Origin of the sequence: Chitinolyticbacter meiyuanensis (assembly GCF_008033135.1) — a bacterium.
Classification (GTDB): Bacteria; Pseudomonadota; Gammaproteobacteria; order Burkholderiales; family Chitinibacteraceae; genus Chitinolyticbacter; species Chitinolyticbacter meiyuanensis.
In genome coordinates, this window is the sequence record NZ_CP041335.1 from 3575351 (window position 1) to 3598237 (window position 22887).

Genomic DNA, 22887 nt, shown 5'->3' on the forward strand with positions numbered 1-22887 from the left:
TTACTTTTCAAACCGAACTATCAGGCCGGTCCGCTCGCCCAAGGACTTCTGTTCTGCTGGTTTTTCACATCCCGCATTCAACAACCAATCGTCCTTGCGATCCAGGCGCGGTGGCATCAGTGCAACGTCGACCTTGCCCTGCCAATCGATCTTAGGCGCGACGGCTACCGCTGCACGCTTGCCCGGCAGCGATTTGGCTTGCGCCTTGATCACGATGCTGGCGCTCTCCGCTGCCTGCAATGCCTTGGCCCTGTTGGCAGCGGGTGCAGCCACTTGCAGGTTCACCTTGCAACGGCGCTGTTGCTGGCCTTCCTGCAGCGTGTAGCTGAACTGATCGGCGCCACAATATCCCGGCTTCGGCGTGTAGGCGTAGCAACCCTCTCCCTTGTCAGTCAGCTTGCCATATCGCGGGCTGCTGACCTCAACCGGAACCGCGCCATCCGCCTGCTTCAGATCAATCTCGGCCCGGCCATTCTGCAGCACGGCGTAGCTGTTGACACGGATTGGTTCCGCCGCAGTCATTGCTGGGGCCGGGGCCACCAGTTGCGGCGTTGCCGCCTGTACCGTCGTCATATTGCTGACGCCATTGCCCGTGGTGAGTGGCAGCGCCATTACCTTGAAGCTGAACATGCCCTTCCAGTGATAGGGATACGCCGCCGTGGTCACATTCAGATCCAGATAATACTTACCAGCCGGCACTCCGGTCAGCAGCAACGTGCCGCTAAACGTGCTCTTGCCCAGGTTCGGATCTGCCGTGAACGTGCTGTTGGCCGGCACCAGCCCCGGATACAGCGCACGCAGATACGAGGTGACGCTGACCAGATCGGCCGAGTTCGAACCGGCGGCCGGATTGAGACTGAACGTGATCAGGTAATTGCCCTGCTGCGGGATGGTGATCTCACCCTTCGGATAGAAACCAGCCTGATTGGTGCTCCAGGCGCCGTCGAACTCCAGGTTCGCATTGCCTTGCTGCAGGACCGGCAGTGGCTCGACCGTCAGTGTCACCTTGGCAGGAGCCGATTTGAGCTGGCCATCGCTCACCTGATAGCTGAAGCTGTCGCTGCCGCTGAAGGTCAGCGCTGGCGTGTAGGTGTAGCTGCCATCACTGTTCAGTGTCAGCTTGCCGTTGGCCGGTGCGGTCAACGCCAGGGCCGAGAGGCGATCACCGTCGACGTCCAGCCCCAGCGCGGCCAGATCGATGCGTATGCTGCCCGCCTGCGTCAACTTGAACGTCGCATCGCGTGCCACCGGCGCATCGCTCACCGGCGTCACCATCAGGCGGATCGTCGCGGCGGCCGAATCGAGTGCACCATCGTTCACGCGATAGCGGAACACATCGCTGCCATTGAAGTTGGCATCCGGCTTGTAGGTGTAGCTGCCATCGGCATTGCGCAGCAGCTGGCCGTGTGCCGGGGCCTCGACCAGTGCCGCGGTCAGCTTGTTGCCGTCGATATCGCTCCCCAGTGCCAGCAGATCGATCCGCAAGCTGCCATCCTCGGCCAGCGTCAGCGCCGCATCACGCGCGGTCGGCGCGTCGTTGACCGGTGTCACGGTCAGGTTGACCGTGGCCACGTTCGACAACGCCACGCCATCATCGACCTGATAGCTGAAGCCGTCCAGGCCATTGAAGTTGGCATTGGGTGTGTAGCGGAACGTGCCGTCCGGATTGGTTGCCAGCACGCCCATCTTCGGCGGTGTCACGATCCGGATGGTCAATCGATCGCCATCGACATCAACTACACCTGCCAGCAGATTGATCAGCAAGGGCTGATCCTCCGCCACGCTCAGCTGCAGATTGCTGGCGAGCGGCGCATCGTTGACCGGCGTGACCGTCAGGCAGACCGTTGCGATATTCGACAGCGCCACACCATCGTAAAGCCGATAGCTGAAGCTATCCGCGCCATTGAAGTTGGCGTTCGGGATATAGCGGTACGTGCCATCTGCGTTCAAGGTCAGCTGGCCATGCTTGGGCTGAGTAATGATGCGTACGTACAGCGCCCCCCCATCGACATCCACGCTGCCCGCCCGCAGATCAAGCACCGTGGAACCGTCTTCAACCAAGGTACGCGCCTGATCACGTGCTACCGGTGCATCGTTGACCGCCGTGACTGTAAGGCTGACGCGAACCGACGCCGAATCAAGCTGACCGTCGTTGGCCACATATTCAAAGGCATCGCTACCATTGAAGTTGGCATCCGGCGTGTAGCTGAAGCTGCCGTCGGGATTGGCGACCAACTTGCCGTGCTGTGGCTGCGACACCAATCGTACCTGCAGCCGATCGCCATCCACATCACGATCGTTGGCAAGCAGATCGAGGCGCAGTTGGCCGTCTTCGGCCACAGACCACTGATCCGCTTGTGCGATCGGGGCATCGTTCACCGCAGCCAGTGTGATTGTCACCGTTGCCAGTTGCGAATCCAGCGCGCCATCGTTCACGACATAGCTGAACTGATCGACACCGTTGTAATCGGCAGCCGGCTGGTAGAACCATCGCCCCGCCGCATCCTGCAGCAGCTGGCCATGCACCGGCTGCGCTACGATGCGCACCGCCAAATCAGCCGAATCGATATCGCGTGCCGTAGCAAGCAGATTGAGCGCCAACGTCTGGTCTTCATTGCCAACCAGTTGTTGAGCAGCCAGCACTGGTACATCGTTCACCGCCATCAAGGCAATGCGTACGGTGGCCGCCTGTGACAGCAGCCCGCCGTTATCGCCGACCTGATAGCTGAACACGTCGTCACCAAAGAAATCAGCATCCGGCGTGTAGTTGAAGCGGCCATCGGCCAACCACTGCAGCCTGCCGTGCTGCGGCGCTTGCAGCAGTACGAATTGCAGCGCATCACCGTCTACATCGCTGGCAGCAGTAAGCCAGTTGCCCTGCAATACCTGGTCTTCGACACCGGTCACCACACTGTTCACGAGCACCGGCGCATCGTTCACCGCAGCCACCAGCAAGGTCACTGTGGCGACATTGGAATCGAGCGCACCATCGCTCACCACATAGCTGAAGCTATCGCTGCCGTGATAATTGACGTTCGGCGTGTAGTGGTAGACCCCATCACCACCCAGTTCCAATTGCCCATGCTGTGGCTGGGTAACGATGCGGATGCCGAGCACATCACCCTCGGCGTCGCTCGCGCCAGCCAACAGATCCAGCACTTGCTTGCTGTCTTCGGCCAGCGTCACCACTTGCGAGCTCACCACCGGCGCATCGTTCAACGGTGTGATGGTGAGCTTCACCCTCGCCGGGGCCGACTCATCCTGACCATTGTTCAGCACGTAGCTGAATTCATCGTCACCGACGTAGTCGGCATCCGGCACATAGCGCAACGTGCCATCGGCATTGACTTCGACGCGACCGTGCAACGGCGCAGCGATCACGACAGCATTGGTTTGCGCATCTGCACCTTGGTCATTGGCGCGCACGTCGATCACGACCGCCGTATCTTCTGCCGTGCTGGCAGCGTCATCCACCGCCTGCATGCCACCGAACAGCTTCACATCACGCACGATCACCTGGCTGCCCGCAGCACCAAAGCCCAGCAGATCGAATGACAGGTTCACCGTGGTGCCAGCGGCGATGCCGGAGAGATCGACCAGATAGGTACGGCTGCCGTCGGCATTGTCGATATGCGTAATGCCCTGCGCGGCAAACTCAGCGCCATCGGCCTGGCGGTTCAGCAGCGCATCGCTGTGGGTCAGGCCGATGCCACCGAACAGCGATTGGCCGTTGGCGGCATTGAGCAGCGCAACTTCAAACGCATCGTCCGGGCCGTTGGCAACGTCATCCAGCAGCACCTGGGCCAGGGTAAAGCGCAGGAAGCGATCGTGCTCACCGATGGTGAATACCTGGTTCAGGCGGGTCTGCTGATTGCGTGATTCGCCCAGCACTGCCGTCTGGCCATCGAAGGCCACCTTCCCGGCGTGATGCCAGCTTTGTTCCGATTCGAACTGGCCATTCAGCAGGGTCGAGTTGGCCACCAATGGTTCTGTGCCCTGCTCCACCGCAGCAACTTCCTGCGTCGCGCGGGTAACCGCCTGGATCTGCAACGACAGCAGACGTACTTCCTCTGCATCCGGCAACATGCGCTCGCCCGGTGTCACATAGCCTTCCATTACGCCTTCGTGTTTGGAATGCTGCAAACCAAGCGCGTGACCCATTTCGTGGATCATCACCGATAGTAGGTCCAGTTTACCGTCCGCGCCAGAGCCGGCACGGGCCAGCATCCGTCCATAGTGGTCAAAATCGAACTCGCTCGCCTCATCGGCGCTCTGATCAACAAACCAGCCCCAGCCCGCTCCATCGGCATCGAAGAACAACGTCTGGCCGGACTGGAAGGCGACAGCAGCGCCCTCCAATTCGGTCAACTGCACCTGGATATGCTCTAGGTGAGCGGGCAATGCACCGACCTCCAGCCAATATGCTTTGGCTTTTTCCAGCATTGCATTCAATTCTGGCTGGCTGAGCGGCGCCGACTGGTATGCGCCTTCGGCTGCCACCAGTTGGTATTTCAGCCCCTGTTCGCCAATGAACTTCTGCAGCTCGCGCATCACCGCGCCGGCTTCACCAGTTGCGGGATCGACCAGCGGTTTGGCCACATCCTCGGTGCGCACTTTCTCCAGTTCGAAGCGCAACTCGCCTTCCGCGTTGCGCACTTTCTTGATATGGAATATCTCATCCGGAGTGCTATAGACTGCAGCTTTGCCGACGCCTTCTTTCTGCAGTTGCGCAATAAATAAGCGATCACTTAGCGGATCAGCTGGATTGAAACCCGGCACGTTGATGGTCGCCTTTCTCAGCCCAGCCATCAGAGCTGCATCTCTTTGCGCCTGATTAAGGAAATCAACCAACAACTGGACTCCGGCCTTATCCTCGACGCCGAACATCAAACCGGAAAGCTCGGGATATTGATGGAGAGCCGCGCTATTGCGATTCAAGGTCTCCATCACCGTTTTTGCACTCTCAAGTACGTCGGCACTTATCTCAGGAATAGGCTCGCCTTTGCTGACGGCGTCATCGACCGCCTTACGCCAACCGATATATTTCTCCATAAATGGTGCGTGATACCCGAATTTGCCGGCCTTAGTATCGGCCAGCATGGCAGTATGGATGCTATTTCTCAGTTTCACTAGACCATCACCCATCATAGATACCATCTTCCCGCCATAGGGGTTGATAAACCCCAGACCATAGGCATAAAGTGAATCAAAGGTATCGGCAACAGTATCGGAAGCTCGCTTGATCGCCCCATCAAAGCGCGCCTGCAATTTCGACCACCAAGCCTTCTCGACTCCCGTGGTTTCAAGTGCAATACCGATCATCTTCGGGTTGCCAGTCTGAGCCGCTTTTTCCGCAGCTGTTTTGGCCATCTGCGGGGCGCTGTCGAAGACGTGCATGACCGCCGGTGAGGTCAAGATGCCCTCATCCTGCAAACGGCGCGTCTCTAGCTCCGCGGCAGAACGGGCCTCATCCTCCACCCGTTTCATCTTGCAATCGGTATTGTGTGCCCACACCCCCATTTCGCCAACGTAATAGGTGTGGAAATCTTCGACCTCGATGTTGTAGACGGTTGTACGGTAAATCGGGAAATCGAACTCATCGCCCAAGAATTCCATAGAACGATTGTAAACCAAAGGCGGATTCCAATTCAGGCAGTCTGTTTCCGGGCCATTTTCACCAAAAACCACCAAACGTCCATCGAGCTCATCCTGCCATGCTTCGGGCGCACCATTCCCCTGGATAAAACCAGTTTGAGCATCCTTGGTCTGAGCCAAATAAAGTGACTTAGTTACTGCGACCAGTTCACCATTGGCCAGCTCCAAGACCATCCCGGGCTCGATCAAATCTGCCCTCCGCCACACATCGTGCGGCATGTCTTCATATTGAATGACAAAATCGTCGTTCGTCTCCGGTCGATATCCACGGTATCCCTTAATCCAAAACGGGTGATTCCGCGTGCACGTCAGGAATCCTGTGTGAGTTTTAGGACGCTGTGAGATCGCACCAAGCCAGGAAAACTGGAGATACCAGATCTCTTTATCTTCAAAGCGATGCGTCTGCAACACCCGCTTGTAAGCAGTTTCGCCTTCGCCCGATTCGTCCTTCGAGAGCACCCAATCGCCAACCTGTAACGATTCAATCGGGCGCAAGCCCTCCTTGGTATGCACCAAAGTGCCGGCCACGAAACAACCATCCGGATCAAACAGGGGGCCGCGTCGGCGCGTGGCATCGGCCGCATCCTTGATGATCTGGTCGTACAAAGCATCACCGCTGTATTCCGGCCCCCGCAGGCACTTGAGTTCATCGAAGTTGCGAATCGGCAGCATATTGCCCAGCTGCATGGCGGCATTGCCATCTGCCATGGCGCGCCGCGCCGCCGAGATGGTGCCTTCCATCAAACGTGTTGCGATCAGCGCTTTTTCCTGTTTACTCAGTGCCTCCGGTAATTCGGCAATGATGGCCGGAATGTTTTCCCCAACGCGAACCTGCCATGCCAGGGCATCGGTGACCGACATTGACCCCGCTGCGGGGATGGAAATCTGACGGGAATTACTAACCTTGAAGATCCCGCCGGACGGCATGATGTGTTCTGCGCTGCTGGCGCTATCGGCCAGCGAGTTCAGTAACTTGGAATTACGACTAGCCGCAGAGATCGTTGGCGTGGACAAGCGGATGCCGGTAGGATTCAGCTCGTTCGCGCTATCGTACATAAACTTGCTGCCACTACGCGGCGACATACTCATGATCTGACCTATTCCGGCAAACCCAGCTCCGAGGATCGTTCCTGTCGCCAATTGCACCAGCGATTGGGAGATCGAACCCTCACCGGTGGCGATGTTGTTGATCACGTCTCCACTGAAGGAGCCGACATTCAGAACAACATCCACCGCCAATTCCCTCTGGAACGTCGCCCACATGCCGGAGCCCAACCTCGCCTCGATCGCCGATGAGGCCGCTCGGGCGCCAAAGAACGATGCGATGGTCAAGCTTGCATCACCAATCGTTGCTGTCCAATAACCTTTATCCGACAGCGGATTCTCCGGATCCTTTGGATATGCATAGGCTTGATAACGAGCAGCTTGACGATCGACAAACCCCAGTGTCACCAGATTCCAACCGTTGTATGCAAATTTCTTGGCGAATACTTCAGCAGCCGAGTACGTGCCATCCTCTCGCCGCTTAGCCAGTGTAATGTCATCAATGCCCATCATTTCCTTGTAGACATTGCCACCAGCGCCGGGCAGAAACTGCGGCAAGTCGACCGGAACCACGGCCAACTCATTGAACCGGCCCGGCACCTGATAAGCACCAATGCCATAAGTCCAGCCAAAATATTCACCCGATTGGGCGCCATCCAGGCGGTCCGGCATGACACGCTGGCCATTGCCGCCCGAGCCTTCCGAACCGGCTAGCCGATCAATCGGCGTAGTAGCCTTTTCATTTTCCTTAGCGTTAGCAATCAATTGTGCCGCATTCCAAACAAACAGCGACTTAAACATCCGGTCAGGCTGGAATGGGTCGTCATACATGTAGACGTCTGCGTATAGCTTGCCATCGGCCCCTAATGTCAAATGATCGACTGCCCCGCCCACAATGGGTGTGGTTGCACCTAGGTATTTCGGCGTTCCAAACGGATCCTGCACCACCCCGATCTTGCCACCAATTTGTTTGCCAATCAGCCCGGTGTAACCCAAATCATAAAATCGATCGTAATAACGCGGGTCATCAAAAATGAAGTTGTAGTCGGCAACCAGTGCGTACTGAATGCCATCGACTTCTACCACCACGTTGCCATAGGCATGCTGGATGTTTTGCTGGAATTTTGCATTCATCCAGTTCTGCTGGCCCGGAACGTTCTCGGGCCTGAGCAACACCGATTTGATATCGACCGTCTGATCGAGATTGCCCTTGTCGTCCAGGCCAATCTTGATCGTCAATCCACCGTTATTCATATTGTTTGCAGCGGAAACAAAGAACTCGCCATTGTCTTTACCACTGGTCACAAACGTGGGATTAATTCCCCGATTCGGGCTCGGAAAATCGCTTGCCTTGATTTCCAGAACCGCATCGGCGACAAACTCTCCCTCACGATCAAGCTTGTTCAAGTCAATCACATAGACATTGCCCTGCTGCTGGCCTCGCTGCCACAGCCCAACACGAGGCGCCGTAACCGCCAAATAGCTACCATTATTGACGGCCATATCCGTCAACCCGAGCGGGGCGTCAAAATTGTATTTAATGGTCTGGATTTCCGTAAGAAACCCCATACTCATCGGATCGATGTTGATGCGCAACAGCCGAGCGCTCCCCTGCGCCCCCCCCTCGGTGGCATAAAGCCAGCCGTCATTGACCGCAAGACTTTTCAGGTTGGCGCCTGCGCCAGGAATCGGGATCGTATAAGCGATACTATTGGTCAACATATCAACCACATGCACTTTGCTGCCTCGCCCAGCAACAAACGCTAAAGTGCCATCAGTGGAAAATACGATCTGCTCGCCGTAGCGACCGAAAAGCTCAAGCGCTTCCCCCTTCTCGTCTTTGTCAATACGAGCTACCAACTTCTGGGGTTTGCTTTCAATTTCCGCGTCAGTCTGGAAGATTTCAATTCCAGATCGGTTGGTCACCAGAACATTGCGGGTTCCAAGCGTCCATGCCTGAACGGGATCACTATCGACAGGGTAGCTCTCTGCGATCGTGCCATCATCGCTCGGAATCAAGGCAATACGCTCGATGTAAATCAAATGCATTGACAGTGCAATATCTTCCGGAATGGTGGCTTCATAGGTATCAAATCCTTTGAAACTGGTTTCCAGGCCCTTCCATACCAAACCGTGATTGACCTCTTCCCCTGGCCGGAACAGTTGATTACCACGTGGGACCAGCCAAATTTTGACTTGATAATTACCAAACGAACCACCAGGAGGGATAAAGTCCTCACCCTTAACTGTCAACTTCCGGCTCGCTTGGTCGTAATCGACCTGAGTAATCACGGGCTGGTGGATTGTCGACCGCGGCGCAGCGGGGAAGGTATTGTTGATCTTCTCCGGCTCAAATGTCGTGGGATCAACAGGTACCCGATAAGACCCTTCAAGCGTGTATTTGACCGCAGAAACTGCCGACAACGACGCGAAGATGGACAGCGCACTCATTGCGATTCTCGCGCCACCCAAGCTGGCTCCAGCCAGCGCTACAAATGCCATTTCTGCCCAAATGGCGTTGAAGTTTACCAACGCGCCGGTGACCTTGACCTCACCTGTCTTGGCATCACTATTCTTCTTGTCCATCGTAGAAACAAGAAATACGCCACCTGTACCGGTAATACCGGAATAAGGCGGGCTCGCTGTGCGCGCAACGCCATCGCTGCCAATATAACCATTATCGACGAGCCACCACGTTTCCTTGCGCTCACCGTTCTCATCCAGAATGAAGCCCTTGCGCCAGAACAAAACCTCTGTGCCAGCTTCATACTGAGCAGGCAACCCGGTGTCAGGATCAATTTTTGAAGAAAGGTCTATCGCCAACTGCAAGGGTAACGTTGCATGCCCATCAAACTCAATTTCAAAGGCCGCCACAGCGCTCATATCTGGAACTTGCGGTAATGGCATACCGACATCAGCAACGCCGATGGTCGAAATGGAAACCACGCTGCCATCCGGTAACGCTCCAGCTGGAACCATCACGGTGCTACCTTGCAGGTCTTTAACAACCAAGCCTGCCCCGTTACCAATGGCCCCTTGATCAACTTGAGCATTCAAAACATTCAACTTGATTTGTTGCTGCAACCCATCGTGCACGACGTAAATCCAAGTTTCCCCAAGCGACTTGGCGACAATCAAACCATTTTCATCAATTTCCGCAACCGAGGCATCACCAACAAAATAACGTGTACCTGTCTCCTTTGCGGTAATGATGGAGCCGTCCAACGTCCTCACTTTCAGCTGGCGTACACCCTCAACAGGCAATGAAATCGATTGGGGATAGACATCGACCTCAATTCCCCTCGAATCCATATTCACAACATAAGGGTCAGCATCAACAACAAATGCGTTGAGTCCTTCGATGCCACGAGCGCGTGCAAAAATTATTGCGCTCCCCTCTTTATTTCCTCTGACGATCCCGTTCGAATCGACGCCTAATACGGTGTCATCGCTTGAAACAAACGTAACGTAATCACCCGTCAATTGAACATTCTTTTCATCTTCAAAATCGCCGAGAACGACCAGCTCGCGCGCGCCCCCCGGCTTCACCACGAAGATTCGATTCAGTTGAATGGACACCAGCTTGGCCCCGCTCACATTCACCCCTACCTCCAGCGGTGCCGAGGCAACAAAGCCGTCATCCGCTTGCAGATAGATCACGGCTGCGCCGGCATAACCCGCGACCGGCTTGAACAGCAGAGTCTGGCCGTCCGCAGCAAGGCTGGCTGTGCCATGCTCTGCACCGAGCACGCGCCAGAACACGCTGTCGCCTTCCAGGTCTTCGGCAATGCTTTGCAGCGATGTTTTTCCGGTCAGATCAGTATGCGTTTTCAGCGTTTGCGCTGCGGTGGCTACCGGTGCGGTGTTCGCCTTCCAGCCATAGTTGGCGTACAGCACCTGGCGATCCAGCTGATCGGTAGTGCCATCGCCGTTCAGATCGCCAGCCGCTTGATTGGCCGTACGCAGGCTCTCCCAAGTTGCCGAATCTACGCCATCGACCTTGCCGTCCTGATTCAGATCGCCAGCGAGGCGTACACGGACTTGCGCCGTGCCTGCACCAATGATCCGGATCAGCTTCAATCCAGCCTCGGTCACGCGGATCAGCGTGGTTTTCTTGCCCGAGCTCACCTGGCTGCCCAAAACCGTAGCGCCGACGAATTGCAACGCGGCTTCCGCATCGCTCAGCGTGGTTTCAACCGCCAGGATCACCGCGCCGGTTGCACCCGGCGTATGGATAGTGGAGGCGATTTCGCTCTCGCGAACGGTAAATGCAATCGTGGTTGCGTCGCCGGTCAAATCACCATGCCATTCCGGGGTGCTGGCTTGCCAATTGGCCGCCGTGCCCAGATTGGCAGTAATGGTGTCGTGTAGCAATCGGCCATCGGCATCATAGCCATATGGCTGGCCAAAATCGGCGGCATCCAGACGGCGAGCCAGGACCAAGCGGCCTTCGCCATCGTAGCGATAAACAATGGTCTGGCCTGGGCCGGTCACCTTGTCGATGCGGCCTTGCTGGTCGCGATGTATTGCCACGCGCGCATCGATATTCATGCCTTGTACGACAACACCGGCATCCGACACCAACCATGTCACGCTATCGGCAAAATGGATACTGGTAATGGAGCCATTGGCATCGAGTTCATAGCGCGTGCCATCCGGGCCGGTCAGGCGGTAATGCGTGGGCGACCACGGCAAGCCAGTGGTCTGGCTATACAGACGCTGGCCTTGCTTCACCAATGCTTCCGGTGCGTCGGCATTCGTATTGGCATATGCCTGCAGCGTCCAACCCTGATCGCTACCGAATACGGGCGAGAAGATGGTCGGCGCATTGATCGCACCGCCCAAGCGCTGGCCTTGCGTCGCCAGTGTGAAGCTGAGTGACGTCACTCCGGCATTGGCCTGCGCCAGGCTGGCCGGGATTTGCACCCACACCTTGGCCCCTTCGTTCCACGGCGCCAAGGCGCCACTTGCGGTCGTTGCCGGCTGATCGGAGGTGAGGCCGGTGTCGAGCAAGGACAGCGACCAGTTACCGAACTGGCCAGCTCGATCCTCGAGCAGCACGCGATTCAGTGCGAGCTGATGGCCCCCCAGATCAAACGTGGCATCGCTTGCCGTGGCTGCGATCAGTTGCTTGTCATGGCTATCGATAATGATTCGGGCGGTGATTTCGCTACGGCGCCCAGCCAGATCGATCGCGCTCAGGCGCAGTTGGTATACGCCGTTTTGCCATAGTGCCGGGTTCAGCTGCAGCAGATCGACATCCGCATCGATCTGCTCAGCCTCAGCCTCGCGCGCCAGCACGGTTTGCCAGTTGGCGCTGCCCACCGGCGCAATTTGCAGCGAATAGCCCATCAGCTGGGCTTCGCGGATATGCGCCAGCAAATCTGCAACCTCGTTGACAACGACCGGGCGTGTAGACTGATCGGCGCCATTGAGCAGGCCCGCCCAGCTCAGAACCGGTGCGACCGTGTCTTGCGCGTCCTTCACCTTGATGGTGTGGATGTAGCTGCTGCTGAAGCCATCGATATCGATTGCGGTCACGCGCAGCTCGATCAAGCCGGTTTGCGTCGGCATGATCCGCACGCGGCCAGCCGCATCCAGCGCTACCGCGCTCCAGTCCGTCTGGCCGGCTGCACGCATTTCGGCGCGCACTTGCGCAATGCCGTTCCATGCATCGGCGCGAACGGTGGCGACCACGTTTTGCCCTGGTGTGACCGGTGTGCTCGGGGTGGTGACGACGCTGATTTTGGGCGCATTGGCCTGATCATCCGCCACCGCGCGCAAGACAAAGACAGCGGTATGGGTATTGCGCCCATCACTGGCCGTCATGCTCACCATGAAGTCGCCGACCTGGCCTGGGCCAGGCGTCCAGATCAACTTGCCGGCAACGGCGTCGTAATAAGCACCTTCGGGCAGGTTCCTGAAGCTGATGCCCAGGTGCTGGGTTTGCGCCAGCCCGTCTGCATCGAAGGCCAGCAGGCCGGCCCCGGTTTGCGCCAAGGTCACAGGCAGTGCCAATGTTTTGCCCACGCTGACTGCGTGATTGGCCACCTGCACCTGCGGTGCGCGATTGCTGTCGAATACCCGGACTTGCACAGTGCGGGTGCTGCTCACGGTGCCGTCTGTAACCAGGAAGTTGAAGTTGAATGCCCGATCACTGCCGGTAAAGTTGTTCACGATATCGAGGCCTGGCGTCCACTCGAAGTAGCCGCTGGCGCCATCGAACATCACGCCTTCCGGCGTATTGGCGTCGTAGATCAGGCTCATGCGGGTTGCATCGTTATCCGCATCGGCTGCACGCAAGGTGAAGCTCAGCGTTTCACCTTCACTGGCCAGCTGCAACGGCATCGGCAGGATGGTCGGCGTCTGGTTGACGTTGGTCACCTTCACTTCAAAGGTGCGTACAACTTCTGCGGCGCCATCGCTGGCCTTGACCTGGAAGCGCCAGCTTCCTGGGCTACCGCCCACATTGCCGTCTTGGGCAGCAAAGAGGCCCGGCGTCCAGCGCAGGATGGCGCGATTGCCACCACTGGGTACTTCAAGCTGCATGCCCGCCGGCAGATCGCTCACCGACCAATTGATCAGATCTGCATTCGCATCATTCCCGTAGAGTTCCAACGACCAAGGCGTGCCTTCGGTGGCATTCAAGCTCACCGTGGCGCTGCTCTGGTCGGCCACATTCACCCCGTTGACCTGAACGTTGAGGATTTCAGGGGCCAGATTGCTCTGGCGTACCACGATGCGGACTTTTTGCTTGGTGACATTCGGGGTCGGAACAAAGCCATCCGGTTTATAGCCCGCATCTTTTGGCCCTTCACCGCTATCGGTCACCACGATTTCTACATCATGACCACCGATATCATTGGCCGTTGGGGTCCAGACCAAAGTCGCAACCCCATACTGCGGCTGGGTGATGATTTGGGCGCCCAATGGCAAGCCGTTGGCCGTAATCGTCAGCGTGTCTTGATCCGCATCGCGAATGCTGATCGGCAGGCTGATCGCCTGCCCCGCAACGGCCACGATCTGGCGCGGCAAGGCAAATACCGGGGCCTCGCTTGGGCTGCGTACCGTTACGACAAAGGTCAGCGCTTGGCTCAGCACTTGGTGGACATCACCGTCACCGTTGTCTTGCGTGACCACCGTGATCGCGTAATCACCGCGGCTACCCTCACCCGGAGCAAACCGGATCACGCCACCAGCGCCTTGCGCAGACGGATTTTGGGTATAAGTCGCAAATGGGGGCAAACCAGAAATGGTGATCTGCAGCGGGTTCCCATCTGCATCGCTGGCAGATACCGGGATTTCCAGCACCGCACCTTTATCGACAAAAGCATTGCTGATGTTGCCAATCTCAGGCGCACGGTTGGCGTTGCTAACGATGATGGGCAATACAATCTGGCTTACCGCCGTTGCACCCGTACCATCCCCGCTATCAGTTGCGGTAACGGTGACTTGGTAAACACCCGCCTGGGTGTAGCCCGGCGTCCAAACGATTTCCAACGTTTCATCATCGAACGTTGCCCCTGGCGGCAAGCCATCGACATGGTATTGAACCGTGGATTCAGTCGTATCCGGGCCCACGGCTACGGAACCTGGGCGCAGACGCATCTTCGGTTCGAACTCAGGATTATCCGGGTCGAAGGCAAAAACGCTGATCCGAAGTGGCTGCCCCTCCAGTACGTTCCAAGTTTCCGCCGGATCAAATACCGGCGCCGCATTTGCATTCAGGACATTGAAAACGATGGTCCGGGCGACCGCGGTCTCAATGGATTCACCGCTTGGCGTTTGATAGGTCGCCGTCAAGGTCACCGGCACGGAATAGCTGCCGTGTTGGATAAAGCCCGGTGCCCAAGCCAGCCAGCCCGTTTCGTTATTCAATGTCATTCCGGCAGGCAACCAAGCCGCCGAATAACGCAGCGCAATCTGGGTGCCATCCGCTTGCCGCAAACCACCCGGCATGTAGCCCGCCAATTGCAGCCCAATCACCTCACCTTCACGCACGGTTTGCGGCGCAACCGGGTTCAAGACCGGACGCGCATACCCCTGCTCGACAACCAATTTGAGGGATTTCTCAACCGTCGCAAACCCGTCACTGACGACAACGGTGACATCGGTATAGACACCTGCCTGATCGTACCCCGGCACCCAGGAGAGCGTGCTGCTGGCCGCGTCATATGAAGCCCCTGCAGGCAGGTTCCTGATTGTTACGGTCAAAGGTTGGCCATCGGGGTCGGCAACCGAAATCGGCATCTTCAGCGGTTCGCCTTCGGTCACATAAACCGTCTGAGCATTGCTGATGACTGGCAACGAATTACCGCCATTCACCCGGACCACAAAACGCTTGGTCGCCACGCCGCCACGGCTGTCTTGCACGCGCACCACGATTTCACTATCGCGCAGGGCCGCTGCCGTTGGAGTCCAATTCAAGGTTACAACAGAATGATATCCGCTCGAATCTGTCGTCAGCGCCTCAGCTTGGCTTAGCGTGACGCCTGCCGGGGCTTGCACCAATTGCCAGAAGAATTGCGTGCCATCTGCATCCACGGCTTCCAGCTTCGCCTGCCATGCCGCCCCGACTTGCGCGGCTGGCATCTCAGCGGCCGTACCCGCCAGTTGCAACACAGGTGGAATGTTTTCCAACGGCACCGCATAGAGACCATGCGCCAGATCGAACTTCGGCAACTGCACCATTCCGGTTTCGGTTGCAAAGCGGCTGGCCGCGACCACCGTCACGGTCTGATTGGCCAAGGTTTGGCCCACAGCCAGCTTGCCCCCCAGAGCGCTCAATGCTTGGGTCAGATCCAGAATCCAGAGATTGGCCTGGTCAGCGCTGCCTGCCACGGCATTCGCAATACTGCTATCGAAATAGCGACCTGGATCCAACATCAACATCAGCGGACCACGCAGGTCATCGGTGCCGATATTGGTCAGGCTGACGTCGTAACTGATTTCGCCATTGGCCCGATTGGCGCGGGTGTTGCTGAACTCGACACGCAGCTGTGACGTCATATCGAGCACCGCAGTGAACGTGCTGATGTAATCCAGCTCCAACGACGCTTGCATCGCGCTGGTCAAGGCGTGGCTAATCGTCAGCTGATATTGGCCTGCCGGCAGGCCGGCCACATCCAGCCACGCAGTCTTATTCGCGGCATCCCAACGAATTGCCTTCGGCACGATGCGCACACCTTCGGAGCGACCGAGGCCGGTGAAGGTGAAGTTCTGCAGGTTCAGCACGCTGCCCGCATCGCTCGCCAACCCTTGCCACATGGCCTGATCGAACGTGACGCCGATTTGCCCGGCCGGCAGTGGCAGGAACGCGCCATCGGGGACCGTGATGCCTTGCACTACCGGCGCACGCAACGTCGCAATTTCGTCGATGCGCTGCGTCTGGCCGATCAGAATCCGACCGTCTTGCGTAGTCAGGATCGCTTCGCCTTGGGTACCGCCGGTTGCGACCTGAAGCAGCCGCTTGGTGGCCAATTCAATCATCCACACGGCTGCCTGGTGCGGCACGCTCGAATTCGTACCTGACTGCTGACGCTGTGCCAGGTTCGACGAGACCAGCAACAAGCCGTCCAGTGTTGAGCCGGTCTTGCCAAAGGCCAGACTGTCAACGAGTCCGGCAAGGCGGAACTCCAGCTCGGCGCGGCCCGCATAGCGCCCCGACATCGGGAAACTCAAAATATCGGTTGTGGCATTCAACTGGGCTTCAACGACTTCGGACCCAGTCCAGCGCACTGCCCACAATCGGCCATCCGGACCAAAGGCGAGATCCTTCACCCTCTGGTTGCTGAAATGGCGCCATGTGGCACGTCCATCCGCCGTGTCTGGCGTATAGATTTCTATGCCATTGCCAGACGACACATAGATTTCACCGGTAGCGGGATGTATCGCTAGGGCATGCGTCAAAGGCTCATTGCGTGGCCCATTGATCTGCAGAATAACCGCACCGCTTTCGGCATCCAGTTGCAAGAGCTGGCTACCCGTCATCACCCACAGCTGGCCAGCCTGGTCGATGGCCATGTCCAGAATCGGCTGCTGCGCCACAAACAATGGCTGCGTATTGCGGCCGCCATCTTTGGTGAAGCGGAACACTTCGTTGCGCAAGGAACCTGCCGCAACGAGCAAACTGCGATCAGCCAACTCGACCATGGCCGTCACGCCCAGATCTGCATCGCTGCCAGCAAATCCTTCGGCAAAACCACGCACGGCAAACGGTGCCAGAACGGTTTTCAGTTCAGACGGTTGCTGCTGAGCCACTTGGCCTGGCAAGCGCTGTTGTGCCTGGACAAAAAGTTCATTGCCGGGATAGGTACGCTCTTCGCTGGGCAGGGGCACTTCGCTGGATTGGGTCAGTGTTTCGTTCGCACCCAGATTCTCCAAGGCACTCTGACGTGCCCCATCATCCGGCAGCACCGCGTTGGACACAGCAGCCGCTTCCCGATTACCGGCCAGATCGGTCGCCACGGCGAGGAATTCATAGGTATGCCCGTTCTCGCCGGTAAACACGGCCTGGTTTTGCTCAGGGCCAACCTGCTTCAACCAGATACGGAAATCGCCGCCGTTTTCGGCCACGTACACCGTGACTGCCTTGACGCCGCTCAGGTCATCTTTGGCGTCCCAGCGCACATCAAACACAGGCTGTCCGGTGGCCGCCTCACCCAAGGCCTTGACGATGATTTGCGTCACCGGGGCCTTGGCATCGAGCACGCAAGTGTTCGCCTTGCTTTCTACAGGTGGCGCACCATCAAAGAAGATTCTTGCCGAAGTGACGATTTCGGCGTTGGATTCTGCCTTGCTGCTGGCCTGGACGGTGTAATTGACGAAGCCGCGCTTCCATTGATCGCTATTGGCAGCATTGCCTTTCGGTTGGGCCAGCAGACCGCGCTGAGCATCCTGCAAGACCTCGCCGGTATCCGGATCGATCGCCTGCAGCAACCAAGTGGCGATACGCGTTTCCGCGTCGATCCCGGCGCTGACGCGCAGTATGAAGCCCTTGCTGCCGGTGAAATCGAAATCACCCTGGAAATAACTGCGCCCTTCCGGCAGATGGACGTTGATATCGCCAATCTTCAGATCACCCAAACGCAGGGTTCTGATATCAAGATCGGCATCCAGCTGGGTGACGATCCGTAGCTGCCCCACCGGAACATTCCCCGGGTTATTGAATGAGAGCGAATAGGGCAATGCCGTATCTGCCGGCACATAGCTGTAGCCATTCTCGGCCTGGTTACCCTGCGGCCCCTTCACGGCAATAGGAGCCGACGCCAGCTCTTGTTGCTGCAATGTTTGCTGCAGGTAGCTGGTAAGATTCAACGACTTGGCTTGCACTGGATTGAATTCACCATCCAGCACGCCAAGGTGCCGCAAATATTCCAGTTCAGTAATGCCACCGGCAAAGACATTGAAGTCGATGAAGTGGGTATTGTGGGCCGCATCCAGATCAAACTGGCTTTGCTCAATCAGCTTTGGCACCGGAATTTCGGCGTAGTTACCTTCTTGATCCTCACGGATTTCGATGTAATCGATCTCGCCAATCGTTGCAGCCGCATCGCCGACAAAGCGCGCAGTATCGCCATACCATTGCTGCACTTTCAAGAAGAAGCTCAGCACATCGGCTTGCGTACGATAATTGTCGCCGGCCTTGCTCAGCAAGATGCCGGTGGCCAATGTGGCATTCAGGCTGATCACCTGCGGGTTTTGCAGAATGGGTGGCGCCTCTTCCGTGGGGCGCAACAACCCAGCAGCTTCCAGCGCTGCCAGCCAACCATTGACCCATTGCGTCGGGTCCGCCGCCAGCGCAGCCAAGCTGCTTGGCGCATCTTGATCCGCCAGGATGGCGGCACGCAACTTCAGCGCATGCTTTTTCTGATCGGCAATAAACTCGTCCCGCGTCAACGGTGTCGCGGCACCAAAGACATTGAAGCGGAATGGCATTGCCAAGGCTTCCTGCTTGCTGAGGTGTTCTTCTGGCTCTCTCGACAGGAATTTCTGCGTCAGCCCCTCGGCAATCTTGTTGAGGTCGGCCACACCGCCATCGAGCAAACCTTGGGCTTTCCAATCAGGACGGATGGCATAGAGTTTGTCCCTTAAACCCTCGAAATCATAATTCAGCCATTCTTTCAAACCTGGGTAGGTTTGAACATTGAAACTCATCCCGGCAAAGCCACCCGCTGGAATATCAAAGGCATACCCAGGAACGAGATTGAGACCGTCGGTGTTTTGCACCCCATCGAGTTGCGCCCAAGGAATATCCTTGCGCGGCGTACCTGTGGTTGGCGTCTGACCATATTGCTGGGTATTACCCGCCAGATCGGTCGTTTGGCCTAGCGGTTGCCCGCCAACATTCGTACCAAAGACCATATACGGCAAATTGAGCCCGCCCAGCACATCTTCGCTGTTGCCCATATTGGGCGCGCCGAAATCAAAGCGCACGTAAGGCGTATCGACGTTGGTCAGACTTTGCAGCGTCACGCTGTAAATGCCTTGCTCACCCGGCGCGATTTCGCGCTGGCCACCGATACCAATGGTGACGTCCGCTTCAATCCCGCGTTCGACCAGATAGCGCACCGCAGTGGTTACATGTTCCCCATCCGGATTGGTCACGATCACATCGTACAAACCCAATGGCAGCTCACGCAGGTCAAAAACGGCGCGAATATGGGTCGCATCGAGCACTTGCCAACGCGTCGGCTCGACTTCGAACACACCAGGGCGTGCCAGTTTGACCAGTGCGCCCGCCTTGAAGCGGGCTCCGTAGATATCGACGGTGACCCAGCGGTGCTGCTCGTCGCCTACACCGCCTTGATCTGGCGTGACACGGCTGATCGACAAAGGCATCAGATCGGCCCGCAACTTGACCGGGGTATCGTTCGCACCTTGCCGCGAGCGAACCAGGATGTAGTAATCCCCGGCCTTTGTGGTGGGCAGCAGGATTTGCTGATCGGGCGATTGCGGGTTGGTATAGGCCACATCGAAGGCACTGGCTGTCGGGATGTCACCATAACGCAGATAGACTTCGTTCGCGCCCTGGTCAGCCAGACTGTCGAGCGCCACCCGCAGTGTTTCGTTGGCGCCAACTGTCAAACGATACAAGCGGGTTTGCCCGTTGGACAGCGTCGTCTCCAGGGTTTCGCCCAGCGTCAGCGCCGGCACCGATACCGACAACGTGCTACCTGATGCCTGACGATTATTGGCTTCGCCAGGTGGAAGGATCAAACCGTTTTCGGTGTAGGAAATCTTGCCTTCATACACCTCGTTGTATACGTCCGGCCGCACAATGATGCGCCACGAGCCATCCTTGACCGGGGGCAACTTAGCTTTGAGCGTTGCCAGATAGTCCCGTCTACCCGCCAAACCACCCTCATGATCGACCTTGCCAATCAACACATCACCCAGATCCCAGGTGTTGTCGCTGGACAAGTAAATCGCATCGGTCCAGCGGCCATATGCCGGATTATCCGATTGGTTTTCAATGCGGTATTCAATCTGGATTTCATCACCCACCTTGGCAGAGCCCGGCAGGGTGACATTGCTTACCACCAGATCGGCGGGTGGCGGCAACTCGATCACCAGCGGTTGCTCCGCAGCGGTCGAATTGTTCAGTTCGCGGCCAAACTCGCGAACCTGGCCATATTCGCCAGCGCCCCAAACCCGGGTGGGGTCGGTAATGACAAAGACGTAATAAGCCCCTTCGAAATCGCGTGGCACATTCACCGTAATTTCGTTGGCATAGCTTTTAGAGCCAGCCAGGCCGCCGCCATGCTGAACATATCCCACATAGCGATCCTGATTCACGTCCAGGAAGCGATCTCGGGACAGATAAACCAAGTCATTCCAGCTGCCCTGATCCGGCGGGGTATCGCCCCCCACGTTCTTCACCGTATAGCGTATCGTCGTGCTTTGTCCAGCCAGCACATTCTCAGGCGAAATAACCTCTTCGACCCTCAAATCCGGCGGAGTTGCCAGTTTGATCGGCAAGCGAATCGACGCGGTGTTATCGCCTTCGTCCTTGAACTCAAGGACCGAGCCTGCGACAGGCTGAGTCACTGTCAGAGTGGCCAATCCATCTCTGATGGTACTTGGCGTTTGATGGTAATAATCATTAACCGTGGACGTATCGGCCTTCACAATCAGATGGAAATCACCGTCAATCGATTCCGGCAAACTGAATGTCGCAGTCTGCGTATACGAATCGCCAGGCTTGAGATACTTGGGTTTGCCATCGGCAGTGAGCGCCGTATAGCGAACCTTCAAACCACGTTCAACATCTGATCCACGATCCACCAGCGGGTAATCACTCAAGTCCAGCGATGCATCACGGGATAGATAAACGCCATCAAACCAGGCGTTGCTGCGTGTTTCACGCGTGCCAGTATTCGTAACCGTCCAAGTCACGGTGATCGTCTGGCCAGACATCGGCGCCGGGTCACTCACTTGGATCCCATCGAGCTCAATTTGGAGGTTGGGCTCTTTGTAAATAACGTCGATAGTGGCCTTCGCCAGATTATTCGTGTTATCCGACTCAAAGACCGAGGTCGAATAGTGCAGCAAGGCACTTTCATTGTTGCCCTGCCGCATTTCACCCTGAGCGACCTTCCACTCACTCGGCGTTTCAGCCAGCGAACGGTAATCGTGTTCGCTGTCTGTCAGCACATAGATGTAATATTCCCCACCCGTTCCGGGGGGCAATTTAACCTTTGCGGAGGCAGTATAACTCCCACCGGCAGACAGCCCCGTATTGTTGATGTGTGCAACCGCGCCTAATGCAACGGCACGATCACGAATAAAGACTGGATCTTTACTGAAGTAAATGGAATCGATCCACCCCTTGGTTCCACTCCAGACAGCGCCCCCAAAATTCTGCACCGTCCAGGTCACCAGCGTTTCTTCACCAGAATAATTTTCTGCTTGTGTTTGAATCGATGTAACCTGCAAATCGGACGGCTGAGCAATGATCTCGGACAGCCGATAGGCCGTATTATTCTTAGTATCTGATTCACTAAACCCCTGCGTTGATTCAGCACTAGTCTTGACAATGACATACTTGCCCGTAACGGCAGGCGACAATTGTATTGTCTGCGTAACGCTATACTGCTCGGAATTTCCCAAGGCACGATTTTGCGACAATTTCGCAATCGTCCAGATCTGTTTGGCCTTGTTCAAATCCGGATCATCGGCGATGTAAACAACATCAACCCAGCCACCACTGAATTGATCGCCCTCATTCTTGACCGAGTAAGTGAACGTATAATCCCCAGGCGCTTCTGCCTTCTCAAGTGCTGACACATTGGCAACAACCAGGTCGGGTGGCGTAATACCCAATACGGTTACCGGGCGAGCCTTGTAGTTATTGTTGTCAAATTGTGTCGGGTCATCGGGATTGATATTGGACGCAAACGTGTCTTCCAGAATGACATCATAGGTGTCACTCCAGACCGTCAGAAAATATTTACCCGATAGCAAATTCTCGGGAATTTGAACTTGAGCAGTGCCAAGATAATCATCGCCCTTGGCAAGATTGCCGGTATGTGTCACCGATCCAAGTAAAATATCACCTTTATACGCACCAGGACGACGTGGGTCGCGCGCCAGCCAAATCGTGTCAGTCCAAGCATTCAGCGTCGCCGACTCCCCTCGAGTGGTATCGCTGCCCTTGTTGGTCACCTTGTAGCGGACTTCGATGCTTGACCCATGTGTCACCTGATCGGGCGCTACGACATCGCTGGTCACCAGATCGCCAAACAGAACTGGATCGACATAGAACTTGACAGCCCTGACGTTGTTGACTTCATTGGGATACTCGTCAACGGTGTTGTTACCGTCCGCCACAACAATCAGATATGCATCCCCACGATACCTGATCGGAATATTGATCAAGCCGGCTTCGTTGGTATATTCGTCTGTAGGCGCCAGCGCTGATCCGTTATCGAAACTGCCAACGAGCACATCGTCAGCACTTAGAGTACCGTCCAGCGATAGGTATACCTTGTCCTTCCAGCGTCCGGTCGCCGCCGCCGCGCCACCATTTTTGACGGTGTATTTAATACTTGTGCTTGTTCCGGCCGTTACATGGCTTGGCACAACGACGTCATCGCCAATGCGAAGATCAGGACGATCGTTCAAGCTGACCGAAATCGAGCCCGTAGACACGGTTTCATTATTCAGCCGCGCATCACCATGCTCATA

General features: G+C 56.8%; 1 protein-coding gene (running past one end of the window). It reads right to left on the reverse strand.

The window, feature by feature from the left end; all coding sequences use genetic code 11:
* Positions 1 to 22887: the 3' portion of a tandem-95 repeat protein gene (locus FLM21_RS17130; protein WP_148716731.1), read on the reverse strand. The gene runs 14811 nt beyond the window's last position; 22887 of the gene's 37698 nt are visible here — the last part of the coding sequence; its start codon lies beyond the right edge, outside the window; the stop codon is at positions 1 to 3.